Origin of the sequence: Burkholderia sp. Bp9015, assembly GCF_003853505.1 — a bacterium.
Classification (GTDB): domain Bacteria; phylum Pseudomonadota; class Gammaproteobacteria; order Burkholderiales; family Burkholderiaceae; genus Burkholderia.
Genome location: NZ_QTPZ01000019.1, coordinates 25832 through 50740 on the forward strand (window position 1 = coordinate 25832; position 24909 = coordinate 50740).

General features: G+C 67.6%; 26 protein-coding genes. 13 read left to right on the plus strand and 13 right to left on the minus strand.

Going from position 1 to position 24909, the window contains the following annotated elements; translation table 11 throughout:
• The first annotated feature begins 30 nt into the window (after positions 1–30).
• From dmpG to DIE12_RS20720, 5 genes are all read left to right on the plus strand, one after another.
• Positions 31–1077 (plus strand): 4-hydroxy-2-oxovalerate aldolase, encoded by a 1047-nt coding sequence (gene dmpG / locus DIE12_RS20700; protein ID WP_124487091.1) that lies wholly within the window; start codon positions 31–33, stop codon positions 1075–1077.
• The gene (gene dmpH / locus DIE12_RS20705; RefSeq protein WP_124487090.1) at positions 1074–1862 is read left to right on the plus strand and encodes a 2-oxo-3-hexenedioate decarboxylase; all 789 of its coding nucleotides are present in this window, start codon (positions 1074–1076) and stop codon (positions 1860–1862) included. Before dmpG ends, dmpH begins: the two co-directional genes overlap by 4 nt.
• Positions 1863–1886: 24 nt before the next feature.
• Entirely contained in the window at positions 1887–2081 is a 195-nt protein-coding gene (locus DIE12_RS20710; RefSeq protein ID WP_257129466.1) for a 2-hydroxymuconate tautomerase, read from the plus strand.
• A gap of 37 nt (positions 2082–2118) precedes the next feature.
• Positions 2119–2940, plus strand: a complete 822-nt coding sequence (locus DIE12_RS20715; protein WP_124487089.1) for an alpha/beta fold hydrolase — start codon at positions 2119–2121, stop codon at positions 2938–2940.
• A 67-nt stretch (positions 2941–3007) separates the two neighbouring features.
• Positions 3008–3910 carry a transporter gene (locus DIE12_RS20720; RefSeq protein WP_124487088.1) on the plus strand — a complete coding sequence of 301 codons (903 nt, stop codon included), beginning with the start codon at positions 3008–3010 and terminating at the stop codon, positions 3908–3910.
• 84 nt (positions 3911–3994) lie between these two features.
• On the opposite strand, the gene hndA is transcribed toward DIE12_RS20720, so the two are convergent.
• Positions 3995–4945: a 2-hydroxy-1-naphthoic acid nonoxidative decarboxylase gene (hndA, locus tag DIE12_RS20725; protein ID WP_124487087.1), complete on the minus strand. Its 951-nt coding sequence runs from the start codon at positions 4943–4945 to the stop codon at positions 3995–3997.
• 121 nt (positions 4946–5066) lie between these two features.
• Between hndA and DIE12_RS20730 the strand changes: the two genes are divergently transcribed.
• Positions 5067–5951, plus strand: coding sequence for a LysR substrate-binding domain-containing protein (locus tag DIE12_RS20730; RefSeq protein WP_124487086.1), 885 nt, complete (start codon positions 5067–5069; stop codon positions 5949–5951).
• A gap of 29 nt (positions 5952–5980) precedes the next feature.
• On the opposite strand, the gene dbpA is transcribed toward DIE12_RS20730, so the two are convergent.
• The 5 genes from dbpA to DIE12_RS20755 all read right to left on the minus strand — a co-directional run bounded on the left by dbpA (position 5981) and on the right by DIE12_RS20755 (position 11064).
• Positions 5981–7378, minus strand: coding sequence for an ATP-dependent RNA helicase DbpA (gene dbpA, locus DIE12_RS20735; RefSeq protein ID WP_044845449.1), 1398 nt, complete (start codon positions 7376–7378; stop codon positions 5981–5983).
• The gene (locus DIE12_RS20740; RefSeq protein WP_044845448.1) at positions 7375–7572 is read right to left on the minus strand and encodes a hypothetical protein; all 198 of its coding nucleotides are present in this window, start codon (positions 7570–7572) and stop codon (positions 7375–7377) included. The genes dbpA and DIE12_RS20740 overlap by 4 nt, the downstream gene beginning before the upstream one ends.
• A gap of 431 nt (positions 7573–8003) precedes the next feature.
• Complete coding sequence (gene mqo / locus DIE12_RS20745) at positions 8004–9647, minus strand: malate dehydrogenase (quinone) (RefSeq protein WP_124487085.1); 1644 nt, start codon at positions 9645–9647, stop codon at positions 8004–8006.
• 537 nt (positions 9648–10184) lie between these two features.
• Positions 10185–10514, minus strand: a complete 330-nt coding sequence (locus DIE12_RS20750; protein ID WP_124487084.1) for a hypothetical protein — start codon at positions 10512–10514, stop codon at positions 10185–10187.
• A 61-nt stretch (positions 10515–10575) separates the two neighbouring features.
• The gene (locus DIE12_RS20755) at positions 10576–11064 is read right to left on the minus strand and encodes an Lrp/AsnC family transcriptional regulator (protein ID WP_124487083.1); all 489 of its coding nucleotides are present in this window, start codon (positions 11062–11064) and stop codon (positions 10576–10578) included.
• 126 nt (positions 11065–11190) lie between these two features.
• Between DIE12_RS20755 and DIE12_RS20760 the strand changes: the two genes are divergently transcribed.
• Together DIE12_RS20760 and DIE12_RS20765 are read left to right on the plus strand one after the other, a co-directional pair.
• On the plus strand, positions 11191–12228 hold the full coding sequence (locus DIE12_RS20760; protein ID WP_124487082.1) for a histone deacetylase family protein: 1038 nt from the start codon (positions 11191–11193) through the stop codon (positions 12226–12228).
• 70 nt (positions 12229–12298) lie between these two features.
• Positions 12299–13444 carry a branched-chain amino acid ABC transporter substrate-binding protein gene (locus tag DIE12_RS20765; RefSeq protein WP_124487081.1) on the plus strand — a complete coding sequence of 382 codons (1146 nt, stop codon included), beginning with the start codon at positions 12299–12301 and terminating at the stop codon, positions 13442–13444.
• A gap of 54 nt (positions 13445–13498) precedes the next feature.
• Here DIE12_RS20765 and DIE12_RS20770 read toward each other — a convergent pair whose 3' ends face one another.
• Positions 13499–14374, minus strand: coding sequence for a mechanosensitive ion channel family protein (locus tag DIE12_RS20770; RefSeq protein ID WP_124487080.1), 876 nt, complete (start codon positions 14372–14374; stop codon positions 13499–13501).
• Between the two features lie 324 nt (positions 14375–14698).
• On the opposite strand from DIE12_RS20770, the gene DIE12_RS20775 reads away from it, so the two are divergent.
• Complete coding sequence (locus tag DIE12_RS20775; RefSeq protein ID WP_124487147.1) at positions 14699–16069, plus strand: M23 family metallopeptidase; 1371 nt, start codon at positions 14699–14701, stop codon at positions 16067–16069.
• Between the two features lie 185 nt (positions 16070–16254).
• Here DIE12_RS20775 and DIE12_RS20780 read toward each other — a convergent pair whose 3' ends face one another.
• The 3 genes from DIE12_RS20780 to DIE12_RS20790 form a co-directional block, all read right to left on the minus strand.
• The gene (locus DIE12_RS20780; RefSeq protein ID WP_124487079.1) at positions 16255–16995 is read right to left on the minus strand and encodes a fucose-binding lectin II; all 741 of its coding nucleotides are present in this window, start codon (positions 16993–16995) and stop codon (positions 16255–16257) included.
• A 202-nt stretch (positions 16996–17197) separates the two neighbouring features.
• Positions 17198–18016, minus strand: coding sequence for a fucose-binding lectin II (locus DIE12_RS20785; protein ID WP_044845440.1), 819 nt, complete (start codon positions 18014–18016; stop codon positions 17198–17200).
• A 126-nt stretch (positions 18017–18142) separates the two neighbouring features.
• Complete coding sequence (locus tag DIE12_RS20790) at positions 18143–18532, minus strand: fucose-binding lectin II (protein WP_124487078.1); 390 nt, start codon at positions 18530–18532, stop codon at positions 18143–18145.
• Positions 18533–18551: 19 nt separating this feature from the next.
• Here DIE12_RS20790 and DIE12_RS20795 point away from each other — a divergent pair, with 19 nt between their 5' ends.
• A complete protein-coding gene (locus DIE12_RS20795; RefSeq protein WP_124487077.1) occupies positions 18552–18794 on the plus strand; it encodes a hypothetical protein in 243 nt (80 codons plus the stop codon).
• 425 nt (positions 18795–19219) lie between these two features.
• Positions 19220–19624, plus strand: a complete 405-nt coding sequence (locus DIE12_RS20800; protein ID WP_044845438.1) for a hypothetical protein — start codon at positions 19220–19222, stop codon at positions 19622–19624.
• A 115-nt stretch (positions 19625–19739) separates the two neighbouring features.
• On the opposite strand, the gene DIE12_RS20805 is transcribed toward DIE12_RS20800, so the two are convergent.
• Together DIE12_RS20805 and DIE12_RS20810 are read right to left on the minus strand one after the other, a co-directional pair.
• Complete coding sequence (locus DIE12_RS20805) at positions 19740–20549, minus strand: TlpA disulfide reductase family protein (RefSeq protein ID WP_124487076.1); 810 nt, start codon at positions 20547–20549, stop codon at positions 19740–19742.
• Between the two features lie 228 nt (positions 20550–20777).
• Entirely contained in the window at positions 20778–21788 is a 1011-nt protein-coding gene (locus DIE12_RS20810) for a hypothetical protein (protein ID WP_124487075.1), read from the minus strand.
• A gap of 218 nt (positions 21789–22006) precedes the next feature.
• Here DIE12_RS20810 and DIE12_RS20815 point away from each other — a divergent pair, with 218 nt between their 5' ends.
• A complete protein-coding gene (locus tag DIE12_RS20815) occupies positions 22007–22732 on the plus strand; it encodes a class I SAM-dependent methyltransferase (protein WP_124487074.1) in 726 nt (241 codons plus the stop codon).
• A 38-nt stretch (positions 22733–22770) separates the two neighbouring features.
• On the opposite strand, the gene DIE12_RS20820 is transcribed toward DIE12_RS20815, so the two are convergent.
• Positions 22771–23247: a GNAT family N-acetyltransferase gene (locus DIE12_RS20820; RefSeq protein WP_124487073.1), complete on the minus strand. Its 477-nt coding sequence runs from the start codon at positions 23245–23247 to the stop codon at positions 22771–22773.
• 131 nt (positions 23248–23378) lie between these two features.
• On the opposite strand from DIE12_RS20820, the gene DIE12_RS20825 reads away from it, so the two are divergent.
• Positions 23379–24857, plus strand: a complete 1479-nt coding sequence (locus tag DIE12_RS20825; RefSeq protein WP_124487072.1) for a PLP-dependent aminotransferase family protein — start codon at positions 23379–23381, stop codon at positions 24855–24857.
• The last annotated feature ends 52 nt before the right edge of the window (positions 24858–24909 follow it).

The following is a 24909-nucleotide window of genomic DNA, read 5'->3' on the forward strand; positions in this document are numbered from 1 at the left end:
ACTTCCACGACCGGACGAAAAGGAACGGAAATGAATCTCAAAGGCAAGCGAATCACCGTCCACGACATGACGCTGCGTGACGGCATGCACCCGAAGCGTCACCAGATGACGCTCGACCAGATGCGCTCGATCGCGAGCGGGCTCGACGCGGCCGGCGTGCCGCTGATCGAAGTCACGCACGGCGACGGCCTCGGCGGCTCGTCGGTGAACTACGGCTTTCCCGCGCATACCGACGCGGAATACCTTGGCGCGGTCATCCCGCTGCTGAAGCGCGCGAAGGTGTCGGCGCTGCTGCTGCCGGGCATCGGCACCGTCGACCATCTGAAGGAAGCGCACGCGCTCGGCGTGCATACGATCCGCGTCGCGACGCACTGCACCGAGGCGGACGTCTCCGAGCAGCACATCGCGATGGCGCGCAAGCTCGACATGGATACCGTCGGCTTCCTGATGATGAGCCACATGAACAGCCCGGACGGGCTGGTGAAGCAGGCGAAGCTGATGGAGTCGTACGGCGCGAACTGCATCTACATCACCGACTCGGCGGGCTACATGCTGCCCGACGACGTGAAGGCGCGCCTCGGCGCGGTGCGCGACGCGCTGCAGCCCGACACGGAGCTGGGCTTTCACGGTCACCACAACCTCGCGATGGGCGTCGCGAACTCGATCGCCGCGATCGAGGCCGGCGCGAACCGGATCGACGGCGCGGCGGCGGGGCTCGGCGCCGGCGCCGGCAACACGCCGCTCGAAGTGTTCGTCGCCGTGTGCGAGCGGATGGGCATCGAAACCGGCGTCGACGTGTGGAAGATCCAGGACGTCGCCGAGGATCTCGTCGTGCCGATGATGGATTTCCCGATCCGGATCGACCGCGACGCGCTGACGCTCGGCTATGCGGGCGTGTACGGGTCGTTCCTGCTGTTCGCGAAGCGGGCGGGCGACAAATACGGGATTCCGGCGCGCGACATCCTCGTCGAGCTCGGCCGGCGCGGGATGGTCGGCGGCCAGGAGGACATGATCGAGGACACCGCGCTGACGCTCGCGAAGGCGCGCGCGGCGCAAGCGAAGCGGGAGGCCGCATGAACCTGTCGACCGACACGATCGAGGCGCTCGCCGCGCATCTCGACGACTGCACGCGTGAAGCATGCGACACGCCGAAGATCACCGATCGTCATCCGGAGATGGACTGGGACGACGCCTACGCGGTGCAGGATGCGATCCGCCGCCGGCAGCTCGCGCGCGGCGCGCGGATCGTCGGCTACAAGGCCGGCCTGACGTCGCACGCGAAGATGCGGCAGATGGGCGTCGACACGCCCGTGTTCGGTTTCCTCACCGACGTCTACGACCTGCCCGACGGCGGCGAGTGCGACACGTCCGCACTGATCCATCCGAAGGTCGAGCCGGAAATCGCGTTCGTGACGAAGGCGGAACTGAAGGGGCCCGGCTGCCACGTCGGCGCGGTGCTCGCCGCGACCGATTTCGTCGTCGCCGGGATCGAGGTGATCGACAGCCGCTACCGCGATTTCAAGTTCGACCTGAAGAGCGTGGTGGCCGACAACACGTCGGCCGCGCGCTTCGTCGCGGGCGGCCGCCCGCTGCCGGTGGACGGCGTCGACCTGCGCACGCTCGGCATCGTGCTCGAGAAGAACGGGCTGCCGGTCGCATTCGGCGCCGGCGCGGCCGTGCTCGGGCATCCGGCCGCGGCGATCGCGATGCTCGCGAACCATCTCGGCGCGCGCGGCGAATCGATCCCGGCGGGCAGCCTGATCCTGTCGGGCGGCATCACGGAGGCGGTGGCCGTCGCGGCCGGCGACAACGTGACGCTGCGCGTGCAGGACATCGGCTCGGTCGGCCTGCGCTTCATCTGAACGTTCCGAACGCAACGGGAGGCCATCGTGCCGGTAGCTCATCTGTACATCCTGGAAGGCCGCGACGACGACAAGAAGGAACGTCTGATCGCGGAAGTCACCGAAGCCATCCATCGCTCGCTCGACGCACCGCTCGAATCGGTGCGCGTGATCATCACCGAGATGCCGAAGGCGCATTTCGGGATCGGCGGGCAGAGCGCGAAGAAACGCGGGCGCTGACGCGCCGCGCGCCATCGAAACCGACTGGAGAAGCATCATGTCAAGCAATCCCGAACTGGGCCGCCGGATCGTCGCGGCCGGTCTCGACACCAACTATCACGACCTCGGCGACGGGCCGCCGGTGCTGCTGATCCACGGCTCGGGGCCGGGCGTCACGGCCTATGCGAACTGGCGGCTCACGATGCCCGCGCTTGCCGCGCGGTTTCGCGTGATCGCGCCGGACATGGCCGGCTTCGGCGAAACCGAGCGGCCGCGCGATTACGTGTATTCGATGGACCACTGGGTCGACCACGCACTCGGCCTGCTCGATGCGCTCGACGTCGAGCGCGCGCACGTGATCGGCAACTCGTTCGGCGGCGCGCTCGCGCTCGCGCTGGCGATCCGCGCGCCCGAACGGGTCGGCCGGCTCGTGCTGATGGGCGCGGCCGGCACGCGCTTCACGCTCACCGAAGGGCTCGACGCCGTGTGGGGCTATACGCCGTCGATCGGGAACATGCGCGGCCTGCTGGACATCTTCGCGTTCGATCGCACGCTCGTGAACGACGAGCTCGCGAAGCTGCGCTACGCCGCGAGCGTGCGGCCCGGCTACCAGGAGGCGTTCGCGAACATGTTTCCCGCGCCGCGTCAGCGCTGGGTCGATGCGCTCGCGAGCGACGAGGCGAAACTGCGCACGCTGCCGCACGAGACGCTGATCGTGCACGGCCGCGAGGACCGCGTGATTCCGCTCGACAGCTCGACGCGGCTGCTGGAACTGCTGCCGAATGCGCAGCTGCACGTGTTCGGCCGCTGCGGACACTGGACGCAGATCGAGCACGCGGCGCGCTTCAACCGGCTCGTGATCGAGCACTTCAACGAATAGCCGGCGGGGGCGGCGCGCGGGACGACCATAAAAAATCAATTCAGTAGAACGAATATTGGAGACATCGATGAAACGAAAGGCTGCATTCGGACTGGTTTCGCTCGCCGCGTGCGCGGGCATGGCGCTGAGCACCGGCGCGTTTGCAACGGAGGGCGGCGGCGACACGATCGGCGAGGGCGCGGAAGCGTTCTTCGCCGGCGCGCTGCCGCCGGCCGGGCTGTACGCGCTGCTGTACTACACGCACTACCATGCATCGCGCTTCAACGATTCGCACGGCAACGGTTCGGTGCCCGGTTTCAAGCTCGATGCCGACGTGCTGATTCCGCGCGTCGTGTGGATGTCGAACCTGTCGGTGCTCGGCGGGCGCTACGGTGCGTATGCGGTGCTGCCGATGGAGCATCTGGCGCTGGATGCGGGCGGCGCGTCGTTCGACCGCACCAATCTCGGCGACCTGATCGTCAGCCCCGCGCTGATCGCGTGGGGATCGGGCGCGTTGCGCACCGTCGCGGCGATCGAATTCGTGTTCCCGACCGGCCAGTACGACATGCGTGCGGCGCTGAACACCGGCAAGAACTACTACACCGCGCGGCCGGTGTTCGGCGTGACGTGGCTGCCGAACGACAAGGTCGAGGTGTCCGCGAAGATCACGTACAGCTTCAACTCGCCGAACAACGACACCCATTACCACTCGGGCAACCTGTTCCACATCGATTACTCGGCGAGCTACGCGGTCACGCCGAAGGCGCGCGTCGGGCTGTCGGGCTACTTCGTCAAGCAGACCACCGACGACATGCAGAACGGCCAGCCGGTCGCGGGCGACGGCTTTCGCGGACAGACGTTCGCGATCGGCCCCGGTGTCCGTTACCAGTTCGGCAAGGTCAGCCTGGAAGCGCGCGTCGTGAAGGAATTCTTCGTGCGCAACCGTCCGGCCGGCGAGGCCGTTTGGGCGAAGGCCGTCATTCCGTTCTGACGGTGCCGCGCGGCGCGGACGGCCGCGGGCGGTTGCGCGCGTGACGCCGCCGCGATGGGGCGTCACGCGGCACTGCGTCGCGCGTTATCGCGCGAGTGCGGCGAGGCGCGGGAACAGCGGCAGCGCGTTCGCGCGATTGAGCGCGGCGTGCCGGTCGGCGCCCAGCGCGGCATACGCGTCCTGCGCCGCGGTGAACGACGTGCCGACGGCCGGCGGCGCATACGGGAAGTCGCTGCCGTACAGCACGCGATCCGGTTGCGCGAACGCGGTGAGGCTCGGCAGCGCGGACGGCGACGACAGCGCGGTGTCGAAGTAGAACGTGCGCAGCAGGTCGAGCAGCCCGTCGCGATCCGGCGCGTCGTTGCGCACGCCCGGCGCGAGTTCGGCAAAGCGGTACGCGGTGTACGGCAGGAAGCCGCCGGCGTGCGACAGGATGATGCTCACGTTCGGGTAGCGCGCGATCACGCCGTTGAGCACGAGCTGCAGCGCGGTGCGCGTCGTATCGAACGGGTAGTCGAGCAGCGGGCCGGGCATGCCGGGCAGCACGTCGATCGCGGGCTTGGCCGGATGAATGAACACCACCGCGTGGCGGCGATCCAGCGCGGCCCACACGGCGTCGAATGCCGCATCGCCGAGATAGGTGCCGCCGTAGTTGCTGAGCAGCACGACGCCGTCGGCCTTCAGCGTGTCGAACGCGTGATCGATCTCGGCGAGCGTGCCGTCGACGTCGGGCAGCGGCAGCGTCGCGAAGTTGCCGAAGCGGGTCGGCCGTTGCGCGACGAGGCCGGCCACGTATTCGTTGACCTGGCGCGCCATGTCGCGCTTGGCCTGGCCGTTCCAGCCCTGCACGCCGGGCGCCGTCAGCGACAGCACGCCGGTCTGGATCTCCAGCGAGTCCATGAACGCAAGCGCGGCTTCCGGGCTCCAGGTCGGGCTGCCCCAGCCGGACGGATCGCCGCCGTGCGACGGGAGGGCTGCGGCCCAGAACGGCGGGACGACATGCTGGTGAACATCGATGCGGTTGCGGTCGGACACGACGGGGCTCCTTGCAGGTGGGCTGCGACGCAGCGGATCACCATCAGGATGCGCGCGCTTGATTTTTCATTCCAATAGATTAAATTTCGAGATTAATCGTTTCGGGTGATCAATCGACCGTATGGACCTTCGCCATTTGCGCTACTTTCTCGCGGTTGCCGAAGAAGGGCATTTCGGCCGCGCGGCGGAGCGGCTCCATATCGTGCAGCCCGCGTTGAGCGCGCAGATCCGCGCGCTCGAGGAGGAACTCGGCGCGACGCTGTTCGAGCGCAGCACCCGCAAGGTGCTGCTGACCGACGCGGGCCGCTTGCTCGTGGCCGAAGCGCGGCACACGCTCGAGCAGGCCGCGCGCGCGAAGACGGTCGTGCAGCGCGCGGCGCGCGGCGAGACGGGCATGGTGCGGATCGGCTTCGTCGGCAATGCGGTCGCGACGGGGCGGCTGTCCGACGACCTGAGCGCGTTTCACGCGGCGTGGCCGGAAGTGGCGCTCGACCTGCACGAAATGGCGCCGGCCGCGCAGCAGGACGCGATCCTGGCGGGCCGGCTCGACATCGGCTATTGCCCGGCCTTCGGCACGGCGTTCGATCCGAAGCTGGCCGTGCGCACGATCGGCAGCTGGGCGTGGGACGTGATGATGAGCGACCGGCATGCGCTCGCGAAGCGGCGCTCGGTGAGCGTCGCGGCGCTCGCGGACGAACCGTTCATTTTCTATGCCGCCGACGGCGACGACGAAGGGCAGCTGGCGATCCTGCGGCGGGTGCTCGGCAAGACGCCGCACATCGCGCACAAGGTGAGCAGCACGCTGTCGGTGCTGGCGCTGACGGGCGCCGGTCTCGGCGTGGCGCTGGTGCCGGCGCCGCTCAGCCGGATCGCGGCGCCGAACATCGTGTACCGGAAACTCGCCGGCAGCGTGCCGGGGTCCGAACTCGTCGCGCTCAGCCGCAGCGGCGGGGAATGGGGCGCGGTACGGCAGTATCTGGCGATGCTGGGCGGGCGCGCCGCATGAGCGTCGCGGCGCGCGCCGGCGTCACCGCGTCACTCTTCGTCCATCAACCGGACCTTGACCCGCTTGCCCTTGATCTTCCCCGCATTGAGCTTGCGCAGCGCGTCGCGCGCGACGCCGCGCTCGACCGCGACATAGGTCGAGAACTCGGTCACGTTGATCTTGCCGATCTGCTTGCCGTCGAACCCCGCGTCGCCGGTCAGCGCGCCGAGCACGTCGCCCGGGCGGATCTTGTCCTTGCGTCCGCCGAGGATCTGCAGCGTTTCCATCGGCGGCAGCAGCGTGTCGTTGCCGGCCGGCTTCAGTTCCGCGAGCGGATGCCATTCGACGTCGCGCTTCTGCGCCTGCTCGATCGCGCCGACGCGGCCCATCTCGTCCATGCTGGCGAGGCTCAGCGCCCAGCCTTCCTGGTCCGCGCGGCCGGTGCGGCCGATGCGGTGCACGTGCACTTCGGGGTCGGGCGTCACGTCGACGTTGATCACGGCCTCGAGCTGCGCGATGTCGAGCCCGCGCGCGGCCACGTCGGTCGCGACCAGCACCGAGCAGCTGCGGTTCGCGAACTGGATCAGCACCTGGTCGCGCTCGCGCTGTTCGAGCTCGCCGTGCAGCGCGAGCGCGTGGAAGCCCTGCGCGTGCAGCACGTCGAGCAGGTCGCGGCATTGCTGCTTGGTGTTGCAGAACGCGATCGTGCTCACCGGCCGGTAGTGGTTCAGCAACTGGCCGACCGCGTGCAGCCGCTCGGTTTCCGTCACTTCGTAGAAGCGCTGGCGGATCTTGCTGTCATCGTGGCGCTCCTCGAGCTTCACTTCCTTCGGATTGCGCAGGAACTGCTGGCTCAGCTTCGCGATGCCGTCCGGGTAGGTCGCCGAGAACAGCAGCGTCTGGCGCGTCGTCGGGCACATGCGCGCGACTTTCGCGATGTCGTCGAAGAAGCCCATGTCGAGCATCCGGTCAGCTTCGTCGAGCACGAGCGTGTTCAGCGCGTCGAGCTTCAGGTTGCCGCGGTCGAGGTGATCCATGATGCGGCCCGGCGTGCCGACGACGATGTGCGCGCCGTGCTCGAGGCTCTGCGCCTGCGGGCGCATCGGCGTGCCGCCGCACAGCGTCAGCACCTTCACGTTTTCCTCGGCGCGCGCGAGGCGGCGCACTTCCTGCGCGACCTGGTCGGCGAGCTCGCGGGTCGGGCACAGGATCATCGCCTGCACGTCGAAGCGGCGCGCGTCGAGGCGCGCCAGCAGCGCGAGCGAGAACGCGGCGGTCTTGCCGCTGCCCGTCTTCGCCTGCGCGATCAGGTCCTGGCCGGCCAGCGCGATCGGCAGGCTCGCGGCCTGGATCGGCGTCATGTCGACATAGCCGAGCTGCGCGAGGTTCGCGAGCGTGGCGGGCGTCAGCGGCAGCGCGCTGAAGGGCGTGGCGGTCGGCTGGGTCATTCGAGGTCTCCGAGGTAAGGCTTGCCTTCCATCTGTTCGTAGGCGACGTTGCCTTCATCGTCCTCGAAGCGTTCGAGATAGTTGCGCGCGCCGCACAGCGGGCAGCGGAACAGCAGCCCCTGGCCTTCGTCCTTGATGACGACGTCGGACGTTTCCCACTGCGTGCCGCAGCTCTGGTTTCGGCAAGTAAACACGGTCTTTCTCCAGCTGAATTCGGTTGGTGGCGCGCCCGGGCGGGCGCGGCAACGAAGTGCGGCGCTCGCGCGGCTCGGGCGCGGGCCGCACCGGCGGTCGCGTGGACCGCGTCGATGCGGATGGTGGATCGGTGGCGACGGTGTCGCGCGTGCCCGCAATTCTAGCGGATGCGGGACGGTGGCTGGGGCGACCGGCCCCGCGCGGCCCGCAGCGGGGTCATCGGCAGCGGGTCGGCTGGCGGCGGAGGGCCGGTGGCGGACGACCGGTGGCGGACGGCCCCGGCAGCGGGCGATCGGCCGTGGTGTGGTCGGCGGTATGGCAGCCGGTGAAGCCTACGCAGGACGCAGCACGCTGCGCCGTCCGCATTCGCGATGAAAAACGGCCGCCCCGAAGGGCGGCCGTGCGATGCGGCGAAACGGGACCGGACGCGTTACAGCGCCATGTCGGCCGCCGCCTTCGCGGGACGCGCCGGAGCCGTGCCCGTCGCCTGCGACGGCGCCGTCAGGTCGATCTTCGGCGGCGGCGACAGCTGCAGCACGCCGCTCGTATAGGTCCATTCCTCGACGACCTTCGCCGGGCTGTCGTTCAGCTTCGTGCCGTAGCTCGGCACGATCTGGCGGAGCTTCTGCTGCCACTCGGGCGTCGCGACCTTGTCCTTGAACACCTTCTGCATCAGGCTCAGCATGATCGGCGCGGCCGTCGACGCGCCCGGCGATGCGCCGAGCAGGCCCGCGATGCTGCCGTCCTGCGAGCTGACGATCTCGGTGCCGAGCTTCAGCACGCCGCCCTTCTTCGGGTCGCGCTTGATGATCTGCACGCGCTGGCCGGCCTGCCACAGGCGCCAGTCTTCCTTCTTCGCGTCCGGGAAGTATTCCTTCAGCGCGTTGAAGCGGTCGTCGTCGGACAGCATCAGCTGGCCGGCGAGATACTCGACGAGCGGGAATTCGTCGACGCCCACGCGCATCATCGGCGCGACGTTGTGCAGGTTGGTGCTCTTCGCGAGGTCGAAGTACGACCCGTTCTTCAGGAACTTGGTCGAGAACGTCGCGAACGGCCCGAACAGGATGATCTTCTTGCCGTCGATGATGCGCGTGTCGAGGTGCGGCACCGACATCGGCGGCGAGCCGACCGACGCCTTGCCGTACGCCTTCGCGAGGTGGCGCTTCACGACCTCGGGGTTGTCGGTCACGAGGAACGAGCCGCCCACGGGAAACGCGCCGTAGTCCTTCGCCTCGGGGATGCCCGACGCCTGCAGCAGGTGCAGCGCACCGCCGCCCGCGCCGATGAACACGAACTTCGCGTCGACGGCCTGCGGCGGTTCATCCGAATGCAGCTTGACCCACGACACGTGCCACGTGCCGTCCGCGTTGCGCGAGATCTCGCGCACTTCGCTCGACAGCGACAGCGTGAAGTTCGGCTGCGTCTTCAGGTAGCCGACGAACTGGCGCGTGATCTCGCCGAAGTTCACGTCGGTGCCGATCGGCGTCCACGTTGCCGCGACCTTCTGGTTGCGGTCGCGGCCTTCCATCATCAGCGGCACCCACTGCTTGATCTGGTCGTAGTCTTCCGAATACTGCATGCCGCGGAACAGCGGGCTCGCCTGCAGCGCGTCGTAGCGCTTCTTCAGGAAGCGGACGTTGTCGTCGCCCCACACGAAGCTCATGTGCGGCGTCGAGTTGATGAACGAGTGCGGGTTCTTCAGCACGCCCTGCCGGACCTGCCAGGCCCAGAACTGGCGCGAGATCTGGAACGACTCGTTGATCTCGATCGCCTTCGAGATGTCGATCTTGCCGTCCGCCTTCTCCGGCGTGTAGTTCAGCTCGGCGAGCGCCGAGTGGCCGGTGCCCGCGTTGTTCCAGCCGTTCGAGCTTTCCAGTGCGACGCCGTCGAGGCGCTCGACCATCGTCATCGACCAGTCGGGCTGCAGCTCGTGCAGCCACACGCCGAGCGTCGAGCTCATGATGCCGCCGCCCACCAGCAGGACGTCGACCTTCTTCGTATCGGCGGCATGCGCGGACGACGTCGCGACGCACAGCGCGAGCGCCGACAGTATTACCCGTAACGTTTTGATCACAGCAGATCCCTTTTTCAACTTGGATGCATCGGTTTGCCATGCCGCCCGGCCGATGCGGATTCGCAACCGGATCGCGCATCCGGAGATCCGGATCGCGAATCCGGAATTCCGGACCGACCGCGTTCACCGTTGCATTTGCGCACGCGAAGCCGTTGCGAAGGACACCTTCGGATCGGCTTCATGTACGCGTGCAATCGGCTGCTTCGCAGTCGTGCGACGGGCGCGCAGGCCCTTGCTGCGGGCCTCGCCGGAAGGCGTTTCAGACCGCGTCGAAAGCGGCCGCGCGCAATGCGTTCCGCGGGGCGGGATGGCAAGGGGCGCGTAATATAACCGAACTCGATTGCCGTGTCGCTCGCGCGGAATATCCCTGATTTCGTGGGGTTTTTTGTGTGTCCGGGTTTCCGGAATGACGGTGCGCGGAACGGGAAAAACGGCGGGATCAGCGGGGCGAAACGCGCGCGACGGGCATGGCGCGCATCGCGCTTGCACTTCATCGGGGCGCGACGTTGCATCGCGACCCGGTCACATCGCATTACTTCACTTCGCTGCGCCGTTCCGGCAGAACTGCTCGTATCCCTGCGCCGAGTTCGCGAAGCCATGCGCCTTCGCAAGTTCCCACGGGCGCTCGCATTGTCGGGTCGTGTCGCACCAGGCATAACCGGCCGAGCCGATGCAGCCGTGCGCGTCGCGATCGCCGCCGACCATCGGCGGGGCGGCTTCGGTAGCCTGGGCGGTCTGCGCGCCTTGCGTGTCCTGCCCGGCGACATTGGGCGGAAGCGGGGCAGGCGGTTGCGTCGCGCACGCGCCCAATGCAAACGCGAGAGCGATCGCGGCGGCAAGCGGCGCGGAAGGAATGCAATGTTTCATGCGGTAGCGCTCCATGGGATGAAGGTCGACAGCGGATGCCCGTGCACGGGCGCTTGATCGATCACGCGTCCGGCACCGGCACGCGCGACGAGAACTTGACCTCGCGCAGCGCGAGGCTCGACTGGATCGACGACACGCCGGCCTGCTTTCTCAGCACGCGTTCGACGAATTCCGCATACGTGTCGAGATCGGCGGCGACGACCTGCAGGATGTAGTCGGCCGCGCCGGTGATCTTGTGGCACGACGTCACTTCGTCGTGACGCCGCATCACGTCCTCGAAGTGATCCGAATCCTGGTCCGAATGCATGTTGAACGTGACCTGCACAAACGCGAACACGTTCATGCCGAGCGCGCGGCGGTCGAGGTTCGCCTGGTAGCCGGTGATCACGCCTTCGTCTTCTAGCCGCTTGCGCCGCCGCCAGCACGGCGTGACGCTCAGCGCCAACCGTTCGCCGAGCGTCGCGTTGGACAGCGCGCCGTCTTCCTGCAGCAGGCGCAGCATCGCGCGATCGACACCGTCCAGCTCCACCGAAGCGCGATTTTTGCTCATTTCAGGGTCTCCGTAGACGGTTTTCTCAAAATTGTACGAAACGAAGAGTTGAAAAGCAAAGTTATTGCCGGCTGGCCTCAATAGACTGTTGCCACCCCTCACAGCCTTTCACTGCAACGGTCAACCATGCTCACGGTCTACAGCAGCGATCACCATCTGCACCGCGGCGTCGAACTGAAGGACGGCGCGATCACCGATTCGTTCGAGAACCCCCTTCGTGCCGAAACGGTGCTCGCGCAGGTCCGCGCGGCCGGCCTCGGCGACGTGATCGCGCCGCGCGCGTTCGACCGCTCGAGCTATGCCGGCGCGCACAGCGCGCGCTATGTCGACTTTCTCGCCGGCGCATGGGACGAATGGGCCGCGACCGGCCGCACCTGCCAGGCGCTGCCGCTCGTGTGGCCGGTGCGCGCGATGCCGTCGGCGGCGACGCTGCCCGACTTCATCGACGGCAAGCTCGGCTTCTTCGCGATGGATGCCGGTGCGCCGATCAACGCCGGCACGTGGGACGCGGTGAGCGCGAGCGCGAACTCGGCGCTCACCGGCGCCGACCTGCTGGCGAACGGCAGCGCGCGCGCGGCGTTCGCGCTGTGCCGTCCGCCCGGCCACCATGCGGGCCGCGAGTACATGGGCGGCTACTGCTACCTGAACAACGCGGCGATCGCCGCGCAGCACGGCATCGCGAGCGGTGCGGCGCGCGTCGCGGTGCTGGACGTCGACTTCCATCATGGCAACGGCACGCAAGACATCTTCTACGAGCGTTCGGACGTGTTGTTCGCGTCGCTGCACGGCGAGCCGGCGGTGTCGTATCCGTACTTCTCGGGCCATGCCGACGAGCGCGGCGCGGGCGCGGGCGAAGGCTTCAACCTGAACCTGCCGCTGCCGAAGGGCACGCAGTGGGACACCTACTCGGCGGCGCTCGGCCAGGCCACTGCGGCGATCGCGAAGCACGCGCCCGACCTGCTCGTCGTGTCGCTCGGCGTCGACACGTTCGAGCACGATCCGATCAGCCATTTCAAGCTGCGCTCGCCCGACTACCTGCGGATCGGCGCCGCGCTCGCGCGCCTGAACCTGCCGACGCTGTTCGTGATGGAAGGCGGCTACATGGTCGAGGAAATCGGTATCAACGCGGTGAACGTGCTGCTCGGCTTCGAAGGGCGCGCGTGAGCGCATCGCTTTGCCTGCAATCGACGATGGTACGAATCACGAACCAACAGCGACAAGGAAGGAGACGAACATGAATCGGAATCGGCATCGGAACAAGGCGGCATGCGCGGTCGCGCTGGCGTGTGCACTATTCACGCTGTCCGCGCACGCGGACGAGATCGTGCGCATCGGGCACGTCGCGCCGCTGACTGGCGCGATTGCGCACCTCGGCAAGGACAGCGAGAACGGCGCGCGGCTCGCGGTCGAGGAAATCAACGCGAAGGGGCTCGCGATCGGCGGCAGGAAGGTCACGCTGCAGCTCGACGCGCAGGACGACGCGGGCGACCCGCGCACCGCGACGCAGGTCGCGCAGCGGCTCGTCGACGACAAGGTGGTCGGCGTCGTCGGCCATCACAACTCGGGTACGTCGATTCCCGCATCGCGCGTCTATCGCGACGGCGGCGTCGTGCAGATCTCGCAGGCCGCGACCAACCCGACCTACACGCAGCAGGGCTTCAAGACGACCTATCGCGTCGTCGCGACCGATGCGCAGCAAGGGCCCGCGCTCGCGATGTACGCGGCGAAGCACCTGGGCATCAGGACGGTCGCCGTGGTCGACGATTCGACCGCGTACGGGCAGGGCCTCGCGACCGAATTCGAAAAGGCGGCGAAAGCGGCCGGGATGAAGATCGTCTCGCGCGATGCGACCAACGACAAGGCGATCGACTTCCGCGCGATCCTCACGAAGATCAAGGGCGAGAACCCCGACGCGATCATGTACGGCGGGATGGACGCGACGGGCGGTCCGCTCGCGAAGCAGGCACGCCAGCTCGGCATGCGCGCGAAGATCCTCGCCGGCGACGGCGTGTGCTCGACCGACCTGCCGAAGCTCGCGGGTCCGGCATCGGACAACGTCGTGTGCTCGGAAGCCGGCATCGCGCTCGAGAAGATGCCGGGCGGCGCGGCGTTCGTGAAACGTTACGAGGCGCGCTATCGCCAGCCGATGCAGGTGTACGCGCCGTTCTCGTACGACGCGGTGTACATCATCGTCGACGCGATGAAGCGCGCGAACTCGACGGACCCGGCGAAGGTGCTCGCCGCGATGCCGGCGACCGACTATCGCGGCGTGATCGGCGAAACGAGCTTCACGCCGCAGGGCGACCTGAAGCACGGTGCGATCTCGGTATTCACTTACAAGAGCGGCAGGAAGGCGCTGCTCGATATCGTCAGGATGTGATGCGAGCGGGGCGCACGGCGCAGCGCGCCATGCGCGGTCGTGCGCCCCGACGTCTTACGACGCCTGTACGCGGCGCGGGTCGGCCCGGCGCTGCTGTTCGGCGTCATGCACGATGTGCAGTTCGCGCGTGCGGATCGGCAACGCGCAGTCCGCATCGGCGAGCGTCTTGCGCACCTGGCGCGCGAGGCGCCAGCGCATCGCCCAGAACTTGTCGGTGTGCGTCCACACGCGCATGTTCGCGATCGCCGTGCTGTCGTCGAAGCGCATCACCATCACGTCCGGTGCCGGTTCCGTCAGCACGTCGGGATCGGCTTCGGCCAGCGCGCGTAGCGCGTCGAGCGCGCGATCGATGTCGTCGTGCACCGACACTTCCACCTCGAGATCGAGACGGCGCGTCGGATTGCGCGTGTAATTGCGGATCGCGCTGCCCCACAGCGCGCTGTTCGGCACGTATTCGCAGATGCCGTCCGGCTTCGTCAGCCGCGTCATGAAGAGGCCGACTTCGTCCACCGTCCCCGCGACGCTCGAGCCGCCGTCGATGTAGTCGCCCACCTTGAACGGCCGCAGCAGCAACAGCATGATGCCGGCCGCGATGTTCTGCATCGTGCCCTGCAGTGCGAGCCCGATCGCGAGGCCGGCCGCGCCGAGCACCGCGACGATGCTCGCGGTTTCGATGCCCAGCTGCGACAGCGCGCCGACGATCGCGACGATGCGGATGCCCCACACGGCGACGTCGCAGAGGATCGGCCGCAGCGTGTCGTCGACGCGCTCCTTGTTCGCGAGCAGCCGGCTCAGCCAGTTGCCGATGCGTTTCGACAGCCACCAGCCCGCAACGAGCAGCGCGAGGGCGGCGCAGAGCCTGAGCGACAGCGTGGACAACGCGTTCCACAGGAACGTCCAGCGTTCCGGATGAAGATGATCGAGAAACATGACGGGATTCCGGGTTGAGGACAGAAGGCGCGACGGGCGGCGCACCCGCCGTGGCCCGGCGGGCATGCGCGCGTGCGCGGGCAACCCTCGACTGTACAGCCATGCGGGGTGTCACGCGACCGAAGGGGCGCATCCCGCGCATTTTTACGGCGACTTTTGTCTTTCGTTCATGTACTAAGACAACTTCTGAACAAATCGGATTGGTCCTATTCGGCGATGTTGGTCGCGCCAGTACACTCGCCTCCAGGCTACCGGATCGCGACGCTCTTTCCTCCGCGATACCCGGTTCATTTCAAATTTTCATGGATAGCGAGTGACGACGCGATGCGGTTCGACCTGTGTTTACGTCTCGCACGCGAACAAGGTCGATCCGCGCAACGCGGCGCCATCCGCTTTCCCGTTCGCCGCGCGCTGCTGCGCGGTGTCATCGCGGCGGCGTGGCTTGCCGGCACACAGGGCGCGATGGCGCTGGCATCCTCCGGTGCCGTGCCGTCCGCGCCCGTGGCGGCGCAAGCGGCCGACCTTGTCGACGTGCCTTTCTTCAATTCCGCCCGCACCGTCTGGGGCGGCTTGCTTGCGTCGACGGTGGTTCCGCGCATCGTGGCGGATGCGCAGGCGGTGCGTGTGCGTGCGGAGGCCTATCCCGGCATGTTCGTCGTGCGTGCCGGCGCCTGTGCGCCGTACGTTGTCCTTTGCGATGCGGCACGGGGTGCGATCGAGCGGGGTTACGCAGGGCGTTTCGATTATGGTTTTGCATCGCATCTTCCCGCGATCGGCACGCCTTCGGCATTCGCATCGCGTCGGGTCGAGCTGGCGTCCGCGCAACCGTTCGTGCTCGCGGAGCGGGAGAGCGGCGCGCGGGCCGGTGCGATCACCGGCAGCCTGCATGCGTCGCTGGCGCGCGCCGAATTGCCCGACGGTGTCGTGGCGCAGCTGACGCGCATGTTGGCCGGTCGTATCGACCCGAAGCTGCACGGCGCGACCGGCGACACCTTCCGTGTCGCATTCGAATCCGATGACGATGCGGCACTGCCGGACGGCGTGCGCGTGACGGCGCTCGACATCCGCTTTCGCGGCCGGCGCGTCGCGGCCGTGTGGTTCGCCCCCGGAGCGGGGGTGCCGGGCGCCTACTACGATCTCGACGGCATGCCGTTCGACGGCACCCGGTTCGCGATGCCGGTCCGGTCGACTCGCACCAGTTCGCGCTTCGGCGCGCGCGTGCATCCGGTGACCGGCGCGCGCCACGTGCATTCGGGCGTCGATCTCGCCGCGCCGACAGGGCGCGCCGTCCATGCCTCCGAGCGCGGCGTCGTGACGTTCATCGGCACCGAGCCGCGCGGTTACGGCAAGTATGTGGTGATCCGTCATGACGGTGGCTATGCGTCGTACTACGCGCACTTGTCGGCGTTCGAGCCCACGCTGCGAACCGGTGCGCGGGTCGCCCGAGGTCAACGGGTGGGCGCGGTCGGCAGTACCGGGACCGCGACCGGCCCGCATCTGCACTTCGAGGTCCGGCGACACGGCCGTCTTGTCGATCCGATCGGCCTCGTGCAGGCGGCGAAGGCAGCGAAACTGAAGGGCGAGCAGCGTGTCGCGTTCAACCGCGTGGCCTACGCCGCGCGCACGCAGTTGGCCGCGGCCAGCTTGACGTCGCCGCTCGCGACGTCACAACGTGGCGCCCGGCGTGACGGCTGATGTCGCGACGTCGCGCGTGCTCGCCCGGCGTACCGTGTGCAGGCGCGACCACGTCATGTTTCAGGCTATCCATCTGGTGCTCGTCATGCCCGTATGCGATGTTCCCGGCGGGCATCGGAAGCAATAAAGGCAAGCGCCTGGCGAATCGGCGCCCGGCGCTTGCCTTCCGTTTGACGGTCAGCCCGTCAACCCAGCGGCCAGTTCAGGATCGCGATGCCGTCGTTGTAGTCGCCGTCCGTACCGTCTTCGGAGCCGACCAGCCCGAAATAGGTCTTCTTGAAGATGTCGACCTGGCGCGAACCGATCTTCGACGGCTTGCCGTTCGCCGTCACGACCACGCGCACCTTCCCCTTGCCCGAGTTCACGATCTGCGTGTTCAGGTTCGCGTCCTGCGTGCCGGCGCCCTGGAACGTTGCGGCCGGTTTCGGGTTGTCGTCGACGAAGACTTCGATCGTCTGCTGCGCGGACGAATTGACGAGCGCCGTCACGCCGAATGCAATGTTCGGCGGCAGGTTGAAGATGCCGTCGCGTTCGCCGCCGCCGGTCGTCGTGGTGTCCGGCTGCGTGGGTTGCGGTTGCGGCGTCGCCTTCGAGAAGTAATTGACCACCGCACCGACGCCGAACTTCGCCGCCGCGCCGGGCAGCACGCCGGGTGCGCCGGCCCACGTCACCGTGCAGGCGATCACCTGCCCGGCCGCATCGGCCTTCACCTTGTTCTGCCAACTGCCGACATCGAAGCTGTACGGGATCGTTGCGATGTCGACGAACACATCGTATTGCGGCAGCTTCTCCACGAGCTGCGCGGTCATGAACTGACGCATCCGGTCGAGCACGGCCTGATCGCCGTTCGATTGCACGGCGGTTGCATCGTTGCCGGCAAGTTGCAGCAGGGCGTAGAGATCGTCATGGGTAAACGGTTGTGACATGTCTTCCTCGTCTTGATGGAATGTCTCGCATCGCGCGGCCGGTGAGCGGATCTCGCCGTCGTCTCGCGCGGAGCGCGGCGTGGGACTGCAAATGACTGCTCGAATGAATCGCTTCACAACGGGTGGCCGGGGCGGTTGGCCCCGTCGCCATTGCGGCTTCGACGGCGGCGCGCACGCGTTGCCGCGCCGCGCATCGCCGGGTTCAGCCCAGCGGCCAGTTCAGGAACACGATGCCGTCGTTGTAGTCGTCGTCGGTGCCGTCTTCCGAGCCGACGATTCCGAAGTACGACTTCTTGAAGAGATCGATTTGCCGCGAGCCGATGCGCGACGGCTTGCCGTTCGCCGTCACGATCACGCGTACGCGCCCCTTGCCGGAGTCGAGCACTTTCGTGCCGAGGTTCTGGTCCTGCACGCCCGCGCCCTTGAACGTGGCGGCCGGTTTCGGGTTGTCGTCGATGTAGATGTCGATCGTCTGGTCGTTCGCCGCGTTGGTGAGTGCGGTCACGCCGAACTTGATGTTCGGCGGCAGGTTGAACGTGCCGTCGCGTTCGCCGCCGCCGCCGATGTTGCCGGCACCGCCGCCGGTTTCGGTGCCCTGATTCCCGCCGCCTTGCGACGACGATTGCGCGGCCGTGTCACCGATCGCGGAAATGCTCGCGTACGAATCGATATGCATCGCGCTGCCGCGCACGCTTTTCCACTGCCCTTTCACGAACGTGACGCCGCTCCCGACGTCGATCGTCGCGACGAGCGTGAACGGCATGCGCCCAGTGCTTTCGGGCACCTTCGACGAATAGGTGAAGCAGCCGTCCGCGACGACGCCTTTGTCGGTCGCGATCGCGAAATAGATGCCGGGGAAATTGTTGCCGGTCGCGTACGGCGTCGGCACGTTGAGGATGACCTGCAGTTTCCCGTCGCGAATCTCTGCCTTGGCGATGTCGATATGCAGGCCGGGGATGTCGACGTACGTCTCGGACGTGACGACGGGTGCGCTGTTGATCGAAGCCGAAAGAAGCGGCATGGAAGTCTCCTGTGATAACGCTGTTCTGGATTGGGGGGCTGCGTGAGGCCCGCTTGATGGGCGCGAACCGCTGGCCGGCCAGACGACGGTGGGCCGGCACGGCGCGGCCGCCGATCGTGCGTCAGGTCAGCCGATCGGCCACTGCAGCACGACGATGCCGTCGTTGTAGTCGCTGTCGTGACCGTCTTCCGACACGACGATCCCGAAGTTGACCGTGAACGGCGAACCGTCCGATTTCTTGCCGCTGATCGGCGCGAGGCGCGCATCGGTGGCCGACGTCTTGCCGTTTACCGTCACTTCGAAGCGCAGCTTGCCGTTGCCCGAATTCAGCGTGGCTTCGCGCGGGCCGTCGCGCGTGGTCAGCTTGTGATAAGCGGCCGGTTCCTTGCTGTCGCCGATGAAGAGCTTGATGTGCTGCTGCTCGGCAGCATTCGCGAAGAAAATCGCGCGGAAGTCGGTGTTCGGCGGAATCGAAAACTCGCCGGCGCGATTCGAGGACGTTTGAGTTTCGGCCATGCTTTCCTCCTGGAAGTCGATGGATAAGGCACTTCACCGTGTCTCGCAAACGCTTGCAGTTTCAAACACGGTTCAGTCAGCATGGCGAAAAATAAATGAAAAAATATTCGACCGGGAATGGGAATTGTTCAGAAAATCGGAAACTGAAACAGTTCGATTTAATGGTGAATATTCAATGGAGCGTCGTTCGATATATCTCGGAAATTATATCGATGCGTGTCACGCTTTTTTGAATAATGGCGGGGTGTGCAGGCGGGAATGAAGGGAATGGCGGGAGGGATCCGGCTTCGGCGCAGACGCTCGGCGTTCGCATATGGCAGCGTGTTGTTTCAACATCGTCTTTCCCTGTCGTGGCCGCGTCCACCGGCCACCATCGAGCGCCCGCGCCGAAGCCGGCTCGCAACGAAGCGGGGTGCGGCGCCGATGAAGCTCGATGACCGGCTCACTCCGAACTTGAACAGGGCATTTCACCGGCACCGCACCCGACGAAGCATATCGGCCTGCTGTCGCGACGCCTATCGGACGAGGCTGATTTTTGCGCGCGATATTACCGGGCGCCGGCCTGATATACCTGACAGGCGATCAATTTTGAGATTAGCGGTATCGTGCAAGACGCGCGTGCGCTCGCTATTCGGCGGCATTATTCATTCAATCGGCCCGTTACCGGGCCCTCACGAGGACAGTGCGATGACGAAACCCGATAGTCTGAAAGGCGAGATCAAGGGACAGGCACAGGACGCAGACCGTCACAACCTGGCGCGGCCCGCCGTGAACGGCGCGTTGTGGGCGCGCGGCCTGACGACGCAGCGCGTGGCCGACCTGTTCAGGACCCTGCCCGGCCTCCCGGGGCACTGGATGCAGCTGCAGAACGAAGTCAACGCAGGGAACCGCTATTTCTATGGTGTCCAGAACGGTCACCAGACGACCGACGAAGGAAAGGAACTGATTCGCTGGATCGCCGATGCGGTGGTCAGCGCCGCGCAGAAGGCGGGATTCGATTTCCCGTTGCAGCAGCTCAGGTTTACCGCCGACACGGGGTGGCTGAAGCTTCAGCGCGTGTCGGGGCGGGTGATGGTGTTGTCGAGGCCGTGAGCGTCGCCGATGGTAGTCGAAGTGCCGGCGTGTCGGCGGTCGAGTCGGTCGCGGCTGCGGGAACGCGCGCTGCCATCGACGATCGATCGTGGCCTCGAGCAGGCTGCCGACGACATCACTGACCGAAACGCTGCGCCACCGCATCCTTCAAGCGCGCGGCGGTGAGCTCGCCCATGTGCGATTCGACGAGCTCGCCTTTCGCATCGAAGAACAGCGTCGTGGGCAGCCCGCGCGATCCGTACGCATGCATCGCATGCAACGACGGATCGAGCAGCACGTTGTCGAAGCGCAACCCCTGCTGTTCGAGGAACGCGCGCACGGCCTGCGCGTTTTCCCCCTGGTTGAGCATCAGCACCGTAATGCCCGGATGATCGCGTTGCGCCTGTTCGAGGAGCGGCATCTCGCGCCGGCACGGTGCGCACCACGTCGCCCACAGGTTCACCACGACCGGCTTGCCTGCAAAGCGTTGCGGCAGGACGGGCGTCGCATCGAGCGCTTCGAGCTGCAGCGCGGCGAACGGCGGCGCGGTGCGCTGCAGTGTCGCCAGCGTGCCTTGCGCGATGCCCCACGCGGCGAGGCCTGCGACGATGCCGGCCGCCACGGGTTTGCGCAGCGCGGGCAGGCGACGCAGCCGCCAGACGGCGAACGCCAGTGCGGCGGCGATGCCGATGCGCCAGTCGAAGCCGCCGTCACCGAGCGCGACGATGGCGCGCGGCGTCGTCGCGTAGTCGCGCCACCATTGCGCGACATAGCCGATACGCGCGGCGACCAGCCCGAGCAGCAGCACGTCGAGGATCAGGCTCGACGCGCTCTTGTGATGTCCGTCGGGAGGGCGGCGCTGGATGAAGCGGGCTACGAGCCACGCCAGCAGCGCGGCGGCGGCTACCGCGACGACGCGGATCGAGAAGGGACCGATGCTCAACATGGGGAGAAGAGGGTGCGGGGATCGTGGATCGACCGGCGAACGCGATGCCGTCGACGGTCATGTGACGTTTCGACCCTACGGGACGCACACGGGTTCCCTTGGCGACCGCGCGCCATGCACCGCCCGACGCGTGCGAATCGCATGCCGGGCACCGGCATTCAGGACGACGTCGTTTTCGTCGAAGTCTTGCGACGCATCAGGCCGCCGACGTTCGCGCAGGTCAGGTAATTACTGCCTGCTTCCGCTCGAGCCGGAAGGCGCACCGCCAAGCCGGTACGCGGTAAAGAATTCGTACCACGGCGAACCCTGTCCGGCCGGCACGCCGAGTGCCGACGTCCGCTGCTTCAAGGCCGTGAACACATCGTTGATGCGCGCGGCCTGTTCGGCATCACTGAACGGACGCGGCTTCGCCCTGCCGGCCGCGAATGCGCCGTAGGCGATCGCGAGCAGGCGCGCGCCGTCGTCGATCGAGGTGACGGACCCGTTGATCGCCTCGACGAAGCGCGGCCGGTCCGCTTCTCGCGATGCGGCGATGCACTGAAACACGATCGCCGACACTTCGTGCAGGTCGCTCGCGCGCAGCAATGCCGGCAGGCGCGCAGCGATCCGGTCGGCCGGTTCCTCGTGCAGCGCGGCGGCGAAGTCGAGCACGGCGGCCATCGGATTGCCGTCCTGCTGCACGCGATCGAGCGCCGATGCGGGCGCCGCCGCCGCTTGCGCGACGTCGCCGGGCGCGGCGCGCAGCACGTCCGCGACCTGCTGTTGCCACGCCGGAAAGATCATCCGCACGTTGCCGAACTGCTCGCCGCCTTGCGCGGCCGGATTCCACCGATAGACGATCGTGCCGCCGCGAATGAACGGCGAATACAGATGCTCGGGCGTCTGCGGCAGCGGCCGCCCGTTGATCGGCAGCCATGCGAGCGTGAGCCAGTCGTAGCGGCCGGTGGCGGGCACCGACGGGCTGGAACTCGCGACGACCTGCCAGGTGCCGCGGTTCGCGTAACGCCGACGCGCATCGGGCACTGCGACGGTTTGCCGTTTCGCGGTATCGAAGTAGGTATTGCCGGTCACGTTTTCGCCGCTGTCCGGGGCCGGCGTGAGGGTGGCGATGACCCAGGATGCCCCGTCGGCCGAACGATAGTCCGACGGCTGCAGCGTGGCGACGTCGTGCACCATCCGCGTTTCGGCGGCGACGGGGCTCGGCGGCAGACCGGCGGGGCCGGCGACGATACTCGGCATGGACGTTCCTCGGAATGGGGGGTGTATCGGCACGCGCGCCGAACGCGAACGATGTCCGGCGGCGCATGTCGTCCGTCGTAACCACTGTAGAACGCCGCCGCCGGAAACGGAAACCGGCCGCGGCGGCCTCGAGCCGCGCAACGCGCTCACGCGCACCGCCGCTTCGGCTTACCATGCGCATCCTGGGCCCGCACGACGAACACCGATCGGGAGCGAACATGACCGACAGCAAAACCATCACGGAACACTGGACGCACGTTGCCGACCAATGGATCGACTGGGCCGGCAGGCCGGGCCACGATGCGTTCTGGAAGTATCGCGACGGGCTGGCAGCCTACCTCGGCCGCGGCACCGGCCGCGCACTGGAGATCGGCTGCGGCGAGGGACGCGTGAGCCGCGAACTGAAGGCGCTCGGCTACGACGTGACCGCGAGCGACGCGGTGCCCGCGATGCTCGACGCCGCGCGTCGCGCGGCATCGGCGCACCGCTACGCGCTCGCCGATGCCGCCTCGCTGCCGTTCGATCCGGCCAGCTTCGACATCGTGATGGCATACAACGTGCTGATGGACCTCGACGACATGGCGGCCGCGTTGCGCGAGGCACGTCGCGTGCTGAAGCCGGGCGGGCTGCTGTTCGTGTCGCTCGTGCATCCGTTCCGCGATCGCGGCCGTTTCGCGGGGCCGCAGCCCGACGCGCCGTTCGTGCTCGAAGGCACGTATTTCGGCAGCGAGCATTTCGAGGGCGTGGAAACGCGCGACGGGCTGTCGATGCACTTCGCGGGCTGGTCGCTGCCGCTCCAGGCCTACATGGATGCGCTGGAGGCGGCCGGCTTCGCGATCGTGTCGCTGCGCGAGCCGCTGCCAGATCGCGCCGACACGGACACGCTGAAGCAGTGGTCGCGCGTGCCGCTGTTCCTGTGGATCAAGGCGCGGCCGCTGGATTGAAACCGTCGCGGCCGCGCGGCGTGCGGCACGCCGCATGATCAGCGCGGCAAGACCTTCCGGTAGATCACGAATCCGGTTTTTTCCGCGACGGTGTCGTAGAGCCGCATCGCCGTGCGATTCGTCTCGTGCGTCTGCCAGTACACGCGTTCGGCGCGCTGCGCCTGCGCGGCGTCGTACACGGCTTCGATCAACGCGCGGCCCACGCCCTTGCCGCGTTCGCGCTCGAGCGTGAAGAGATCCTGCAGATAGCAGGTCGGCCCGGCCAGCGTCGTGCTCCGGTGATACAGGAAATGCACGAGCCCGACGAGCCGGCCGTCGCGTTCCGCGACACGCGCATGCACGGGCTCGTAGCCGTCGAAGAAGCGCGACCACGTGAGCTGCGTGATCTCGCGCGGCAGCGCGGTATCGCCGAAGCGGCCGTAGAAGCGGTTGTAGCCGTCCCACAGCGGCAGCCAGTCGTCGAAATCGTCTTCGCGCACGGGGCGCACGGTCAGGCCGGTGTCGGTAGCGTTCATGGTCGCGAACCTTTCGAGGATGGATGGAATGAAGCGTTGCCGGCACGACCGGAAACGCGCGCAGACCTCTACGATAGAAAGTTCGTGGCACCATGTGTAGACCCATGACATCCACACATTCTGGAGCCACGATGGATTACGCGTTGCTGCTGTCGACCTTCGAGCGCGAAGCGGGGCCGCACGCGGCCACGCGGATGTCGCAGCAGCAGCGGCTGTACGCGTGCCTGCGCGACGCGATCCTGAGCGGCCGGATCGCCGAGGGAACGCGGCTTGCCGCATCGCGCACGCTGGCCGACGAGCTCGGCATCGCACGCAATTCGGTGCTGTACGCGTACGAGCGGCTCGCATCGGAAGGGTTCGTGACCGGCACGCGGCAGGGCACGGTGGTCGCCCGGATGGGGTTGCGCGGGTCGCAGGTCGCCGCCGCGGCGTCCGCCGGCGCTACGGCGGCGCTGTCGCGGCGCGTCGCGCAGGCCGAGCGCGCGACGAGCGGCCTCGACGAATCGCTGCCGTTCATGCCGGGCGTGCCGGCCGTCGACGCCTTCCCGCTCGCGCAGTGGCGGCGCTGCGTCGAGCGCGCATGGCGCTCGGCGGGGCCGGCGCAGCTCGGCTATCAGTCCGCGGAAGGCGACGCGGTGCTGCGCGACGCGATCGCCGGCTATCTGCGCGCGTCGCGCGGTGTGCGCTGCGACGCCGCGCAGGTGATCGTCACCGACGGCACGCAGGGCGCGCTCGACCTGTGCGCCCGCGCGCTGGCCGACGCGGGCGATGTCGCATGGATCGAGAATCCCGGCTACCACGGCGCGCGCAACGCGTTTCTCGCGGCCGACCTGCGCGTCGAGCCGATCGGTGTCGATGCGCAGGGGCTCGCGCCGCATCCGGACGACTGGCGCGATCGTCCGCCGAAGCTCGTCTACATCACGCCGTCGCACCAATATCCGCTCGGCGCGGTGATGAGCCTCGAACGGCGGCTCGCGCTCGTCGCGCAGGCGCGCGCTGCCGGCGCATGGATCGTCGAGGACGACTACGACAGCGAGTTCCGTCACCACGGCACGCCGCACGCGGCCGTGCAGGGGCTCGCCGACGACGCGCCGGTGATCTACCTCGGTACCTTCAGCAAGGTGATGTTTCCGGCGTTGCGGCTCGGCTTCATGGTCGTGCCGCCCGCGCTTGCGCAGCCGCTGCGCGACGCGGCGGGCGCACTGATGCTGCAGGGCCGCGCCGTCGAGCAGCGCGCGCTCGCGGATTTCATCGACGCCGGGCATTTCACGCGCCATCTGCGGCGCATGCGCCGCGTGTATGCCGAGCGGCGCGATGCACTGCACGACGCACTGGCGCGGCGGCTGAATACGCGGCTGACGGTGTCGGGCGGCGCGGGCGGCATGCATCTGTCCGCGCGGCTCGACGTGCCGGTGGCCGACACGGAACTGAGCCGCGTCGCGCAGGCGCACGGGCTGATCCTGCGGCCGCTGTCGTCGTTCTGCCTGCCGGGCACCGCGGCGGGTTACAACGGGCTCGTGCTCGGCTACGGCGGCGTGCCGGCCGAGCGGATGGACGGGCTCGCGCGGCGGATCGGCGAGATGATCGACTGTGTGCTGGCCGCGCGGTGACGGCCGTCGCGCCGTGTCGTCGCTACGTCGTTATGCCGTTACGCCGCTATGT

What these genes read in the sequence shown, in the direction of transcription:
- dmpG (WP_124487091.1), top strand. Translation starts at nt 31, where the DNA reads ATGAATCTCAAAGGCAAGCGAATCACCGTCCACGACATGACGCTGCGT.
- dmpH (WP_124487090.1), top strand. Translation starts at nt 1,074, where the DNA reads ATGAACCTGTCGACCGACACGATCGAGGCGCTCGCCGCGCATCTCGAC.
- DIE12_RS20715 (WP_124487089.1), top strand. Translation starts at nt 2,119, where the DNA reads ATGTCAAGCAATCCCGAACTGGGCCGCCGGATCGTCGCGGCCGGTCTC.
- DIE12_RS20720 (WP_124487088.1), top strand. Translation starts at nt 3,008, where the DNA reads ATGAAACGAAAGGCTGCATTCGGACTGGTTTCGCTCGCCGCGTGCGCG.
- DIE12_RS20730 (WP_124487086.1), top strand. Translation starts at nt 5,067, where the DNA reads ATGGACCTTCGCCATTTGCGCTACTTTCTCGCGGTTGCCGAAGAAGGG.
- dbpA (WP_044845449.1), bottom strand. Translation starts at nt 7,378, where the DNA reads ATGACCCAGCCGACCGCCACGCCCTTCAGCGCGCTGCCGCTGACGCCC.
- DIE12_RS20750 (WP_124487084.1), bottom strand. Translation starts at nt 10,514, where the DNA reads ATGAAACATTGCATTCCTTCCGCGCCGCTTGCCGCCGCGATCGCTCTC.
- DIE12_RS20755 (WP_124487083.1), bottom strand. Translation starts at nt 11,064, where the DNA reads ATGAGCAAAAATCGCGCTTCGGTGGAGCTGGACGGTGTCGATCGCGCG.
- DIE12_RS20760 (WP_124487082.1), top strand. Translation starts at nt 11,191, where the DNA reads ATGCTCACGGTCTACAGCAGCGATCACCATCTGCACCGCGGCGTCGAA.
- DIE12_RS20765 (WP_124487081.1), top strand. Translation starts at nt 12,299, where the DNA reads ATGAATCGGAATCGGCATCGGAACAAGGCGGCATGCGCGGTCGCGCTG.
- DIE12_RS20770 (WP_124487080.1), bottom strand. Translation starts at nt 14,374, where the DNA reads ATGTTTCTCGATCATCTTCATCCGGAACGCTGGACGTTCCTGTGGAAC.
- DIE12_RS20775 (WP_124487147.1), top strand. Translation starts at nt 14,699, where the DNA reads ATGCGGTTCGACCTGTGTTTACGTCTCGCACGCGAACAAGGTCGATCC.
- DIE12_RS20780 (WP_124487079.1), bottom strand. Translation starts at nt 16,995, where the DNA reads ATGTCACAACCGTTTACCCATGACGATCTCTACGCCCTGCTGCAACTT.
- DIE12_RS20785 (WP_044845440.1), bottom strand. Translation starts at nt 18,016, where the DNA reads ATGCCGCTTCTTTCGGCTTCGATCAACAGCGCACCCGTCGTCACGTCC.
- DIE12_RS20790 (WP_124487078.1), bottom strand. Translation starts at nt 18,532, where the DNA reads ATGGCCGAAACTCAAACGTCCTCGAATCGCGCCGGCGAGTTTTCGATT.
- DIE12_RS20795 (WP_124487077.1), top strand. Translation starts at nt 18,552, where the DNA reads ATGGATAAGGCACTTCACCGTGTCTCGCAAACGCTTGCAGTTTCAAAC.
- DIE12_RS20800 (WP_044845438.1), top strand. Translation starts at nt 19,220, where the DNA reads ATGACGAAACCCGATAGTCTGAAAGGCGAGATCAAGGGACAGGCACAG.
- DIE12_RS20805 (WP_124487076.1), bottom strand. Translation starts at nt 20,549, where the DNA reads ATGTTGAGCATCGGTCCCTTCTCGATCCGCGTCGTCGCGGTAGCCGCC.
- DIE12_RS20810 (WP_124487075.1), bottom strand. Translation starts at nt 21,788, where the DNA reads ATGCCGAGTATCGTCGCCGGCCCCGCCGGTCTGCCGCCGAGCCCCGTC.
- DIE12_RS20815 (WP_124487074.1), top strand. Translation starts at nt 22,007, where the DNA reads ATGACCGACAGCAAAACCATCACGGAACACTGGACGCACGTTGCCGAC.
- DIE12_RS20820 (WP_124487073.1), bottom strand. Translation starts at nt 23,247, where the DNA reads ATGAACGCTACCGACACCGGCCTGACCGTGCGCCCCGTGCGCGAAGAC.
- DIE12_RS20825 (WP_124487072.1), top strand. Translation starts at nt 23,379, where the DNA reads ATGGATTACGCGTTGCTGCTGTCGACCTTCGAGCGCGAAGCGGGGCCG.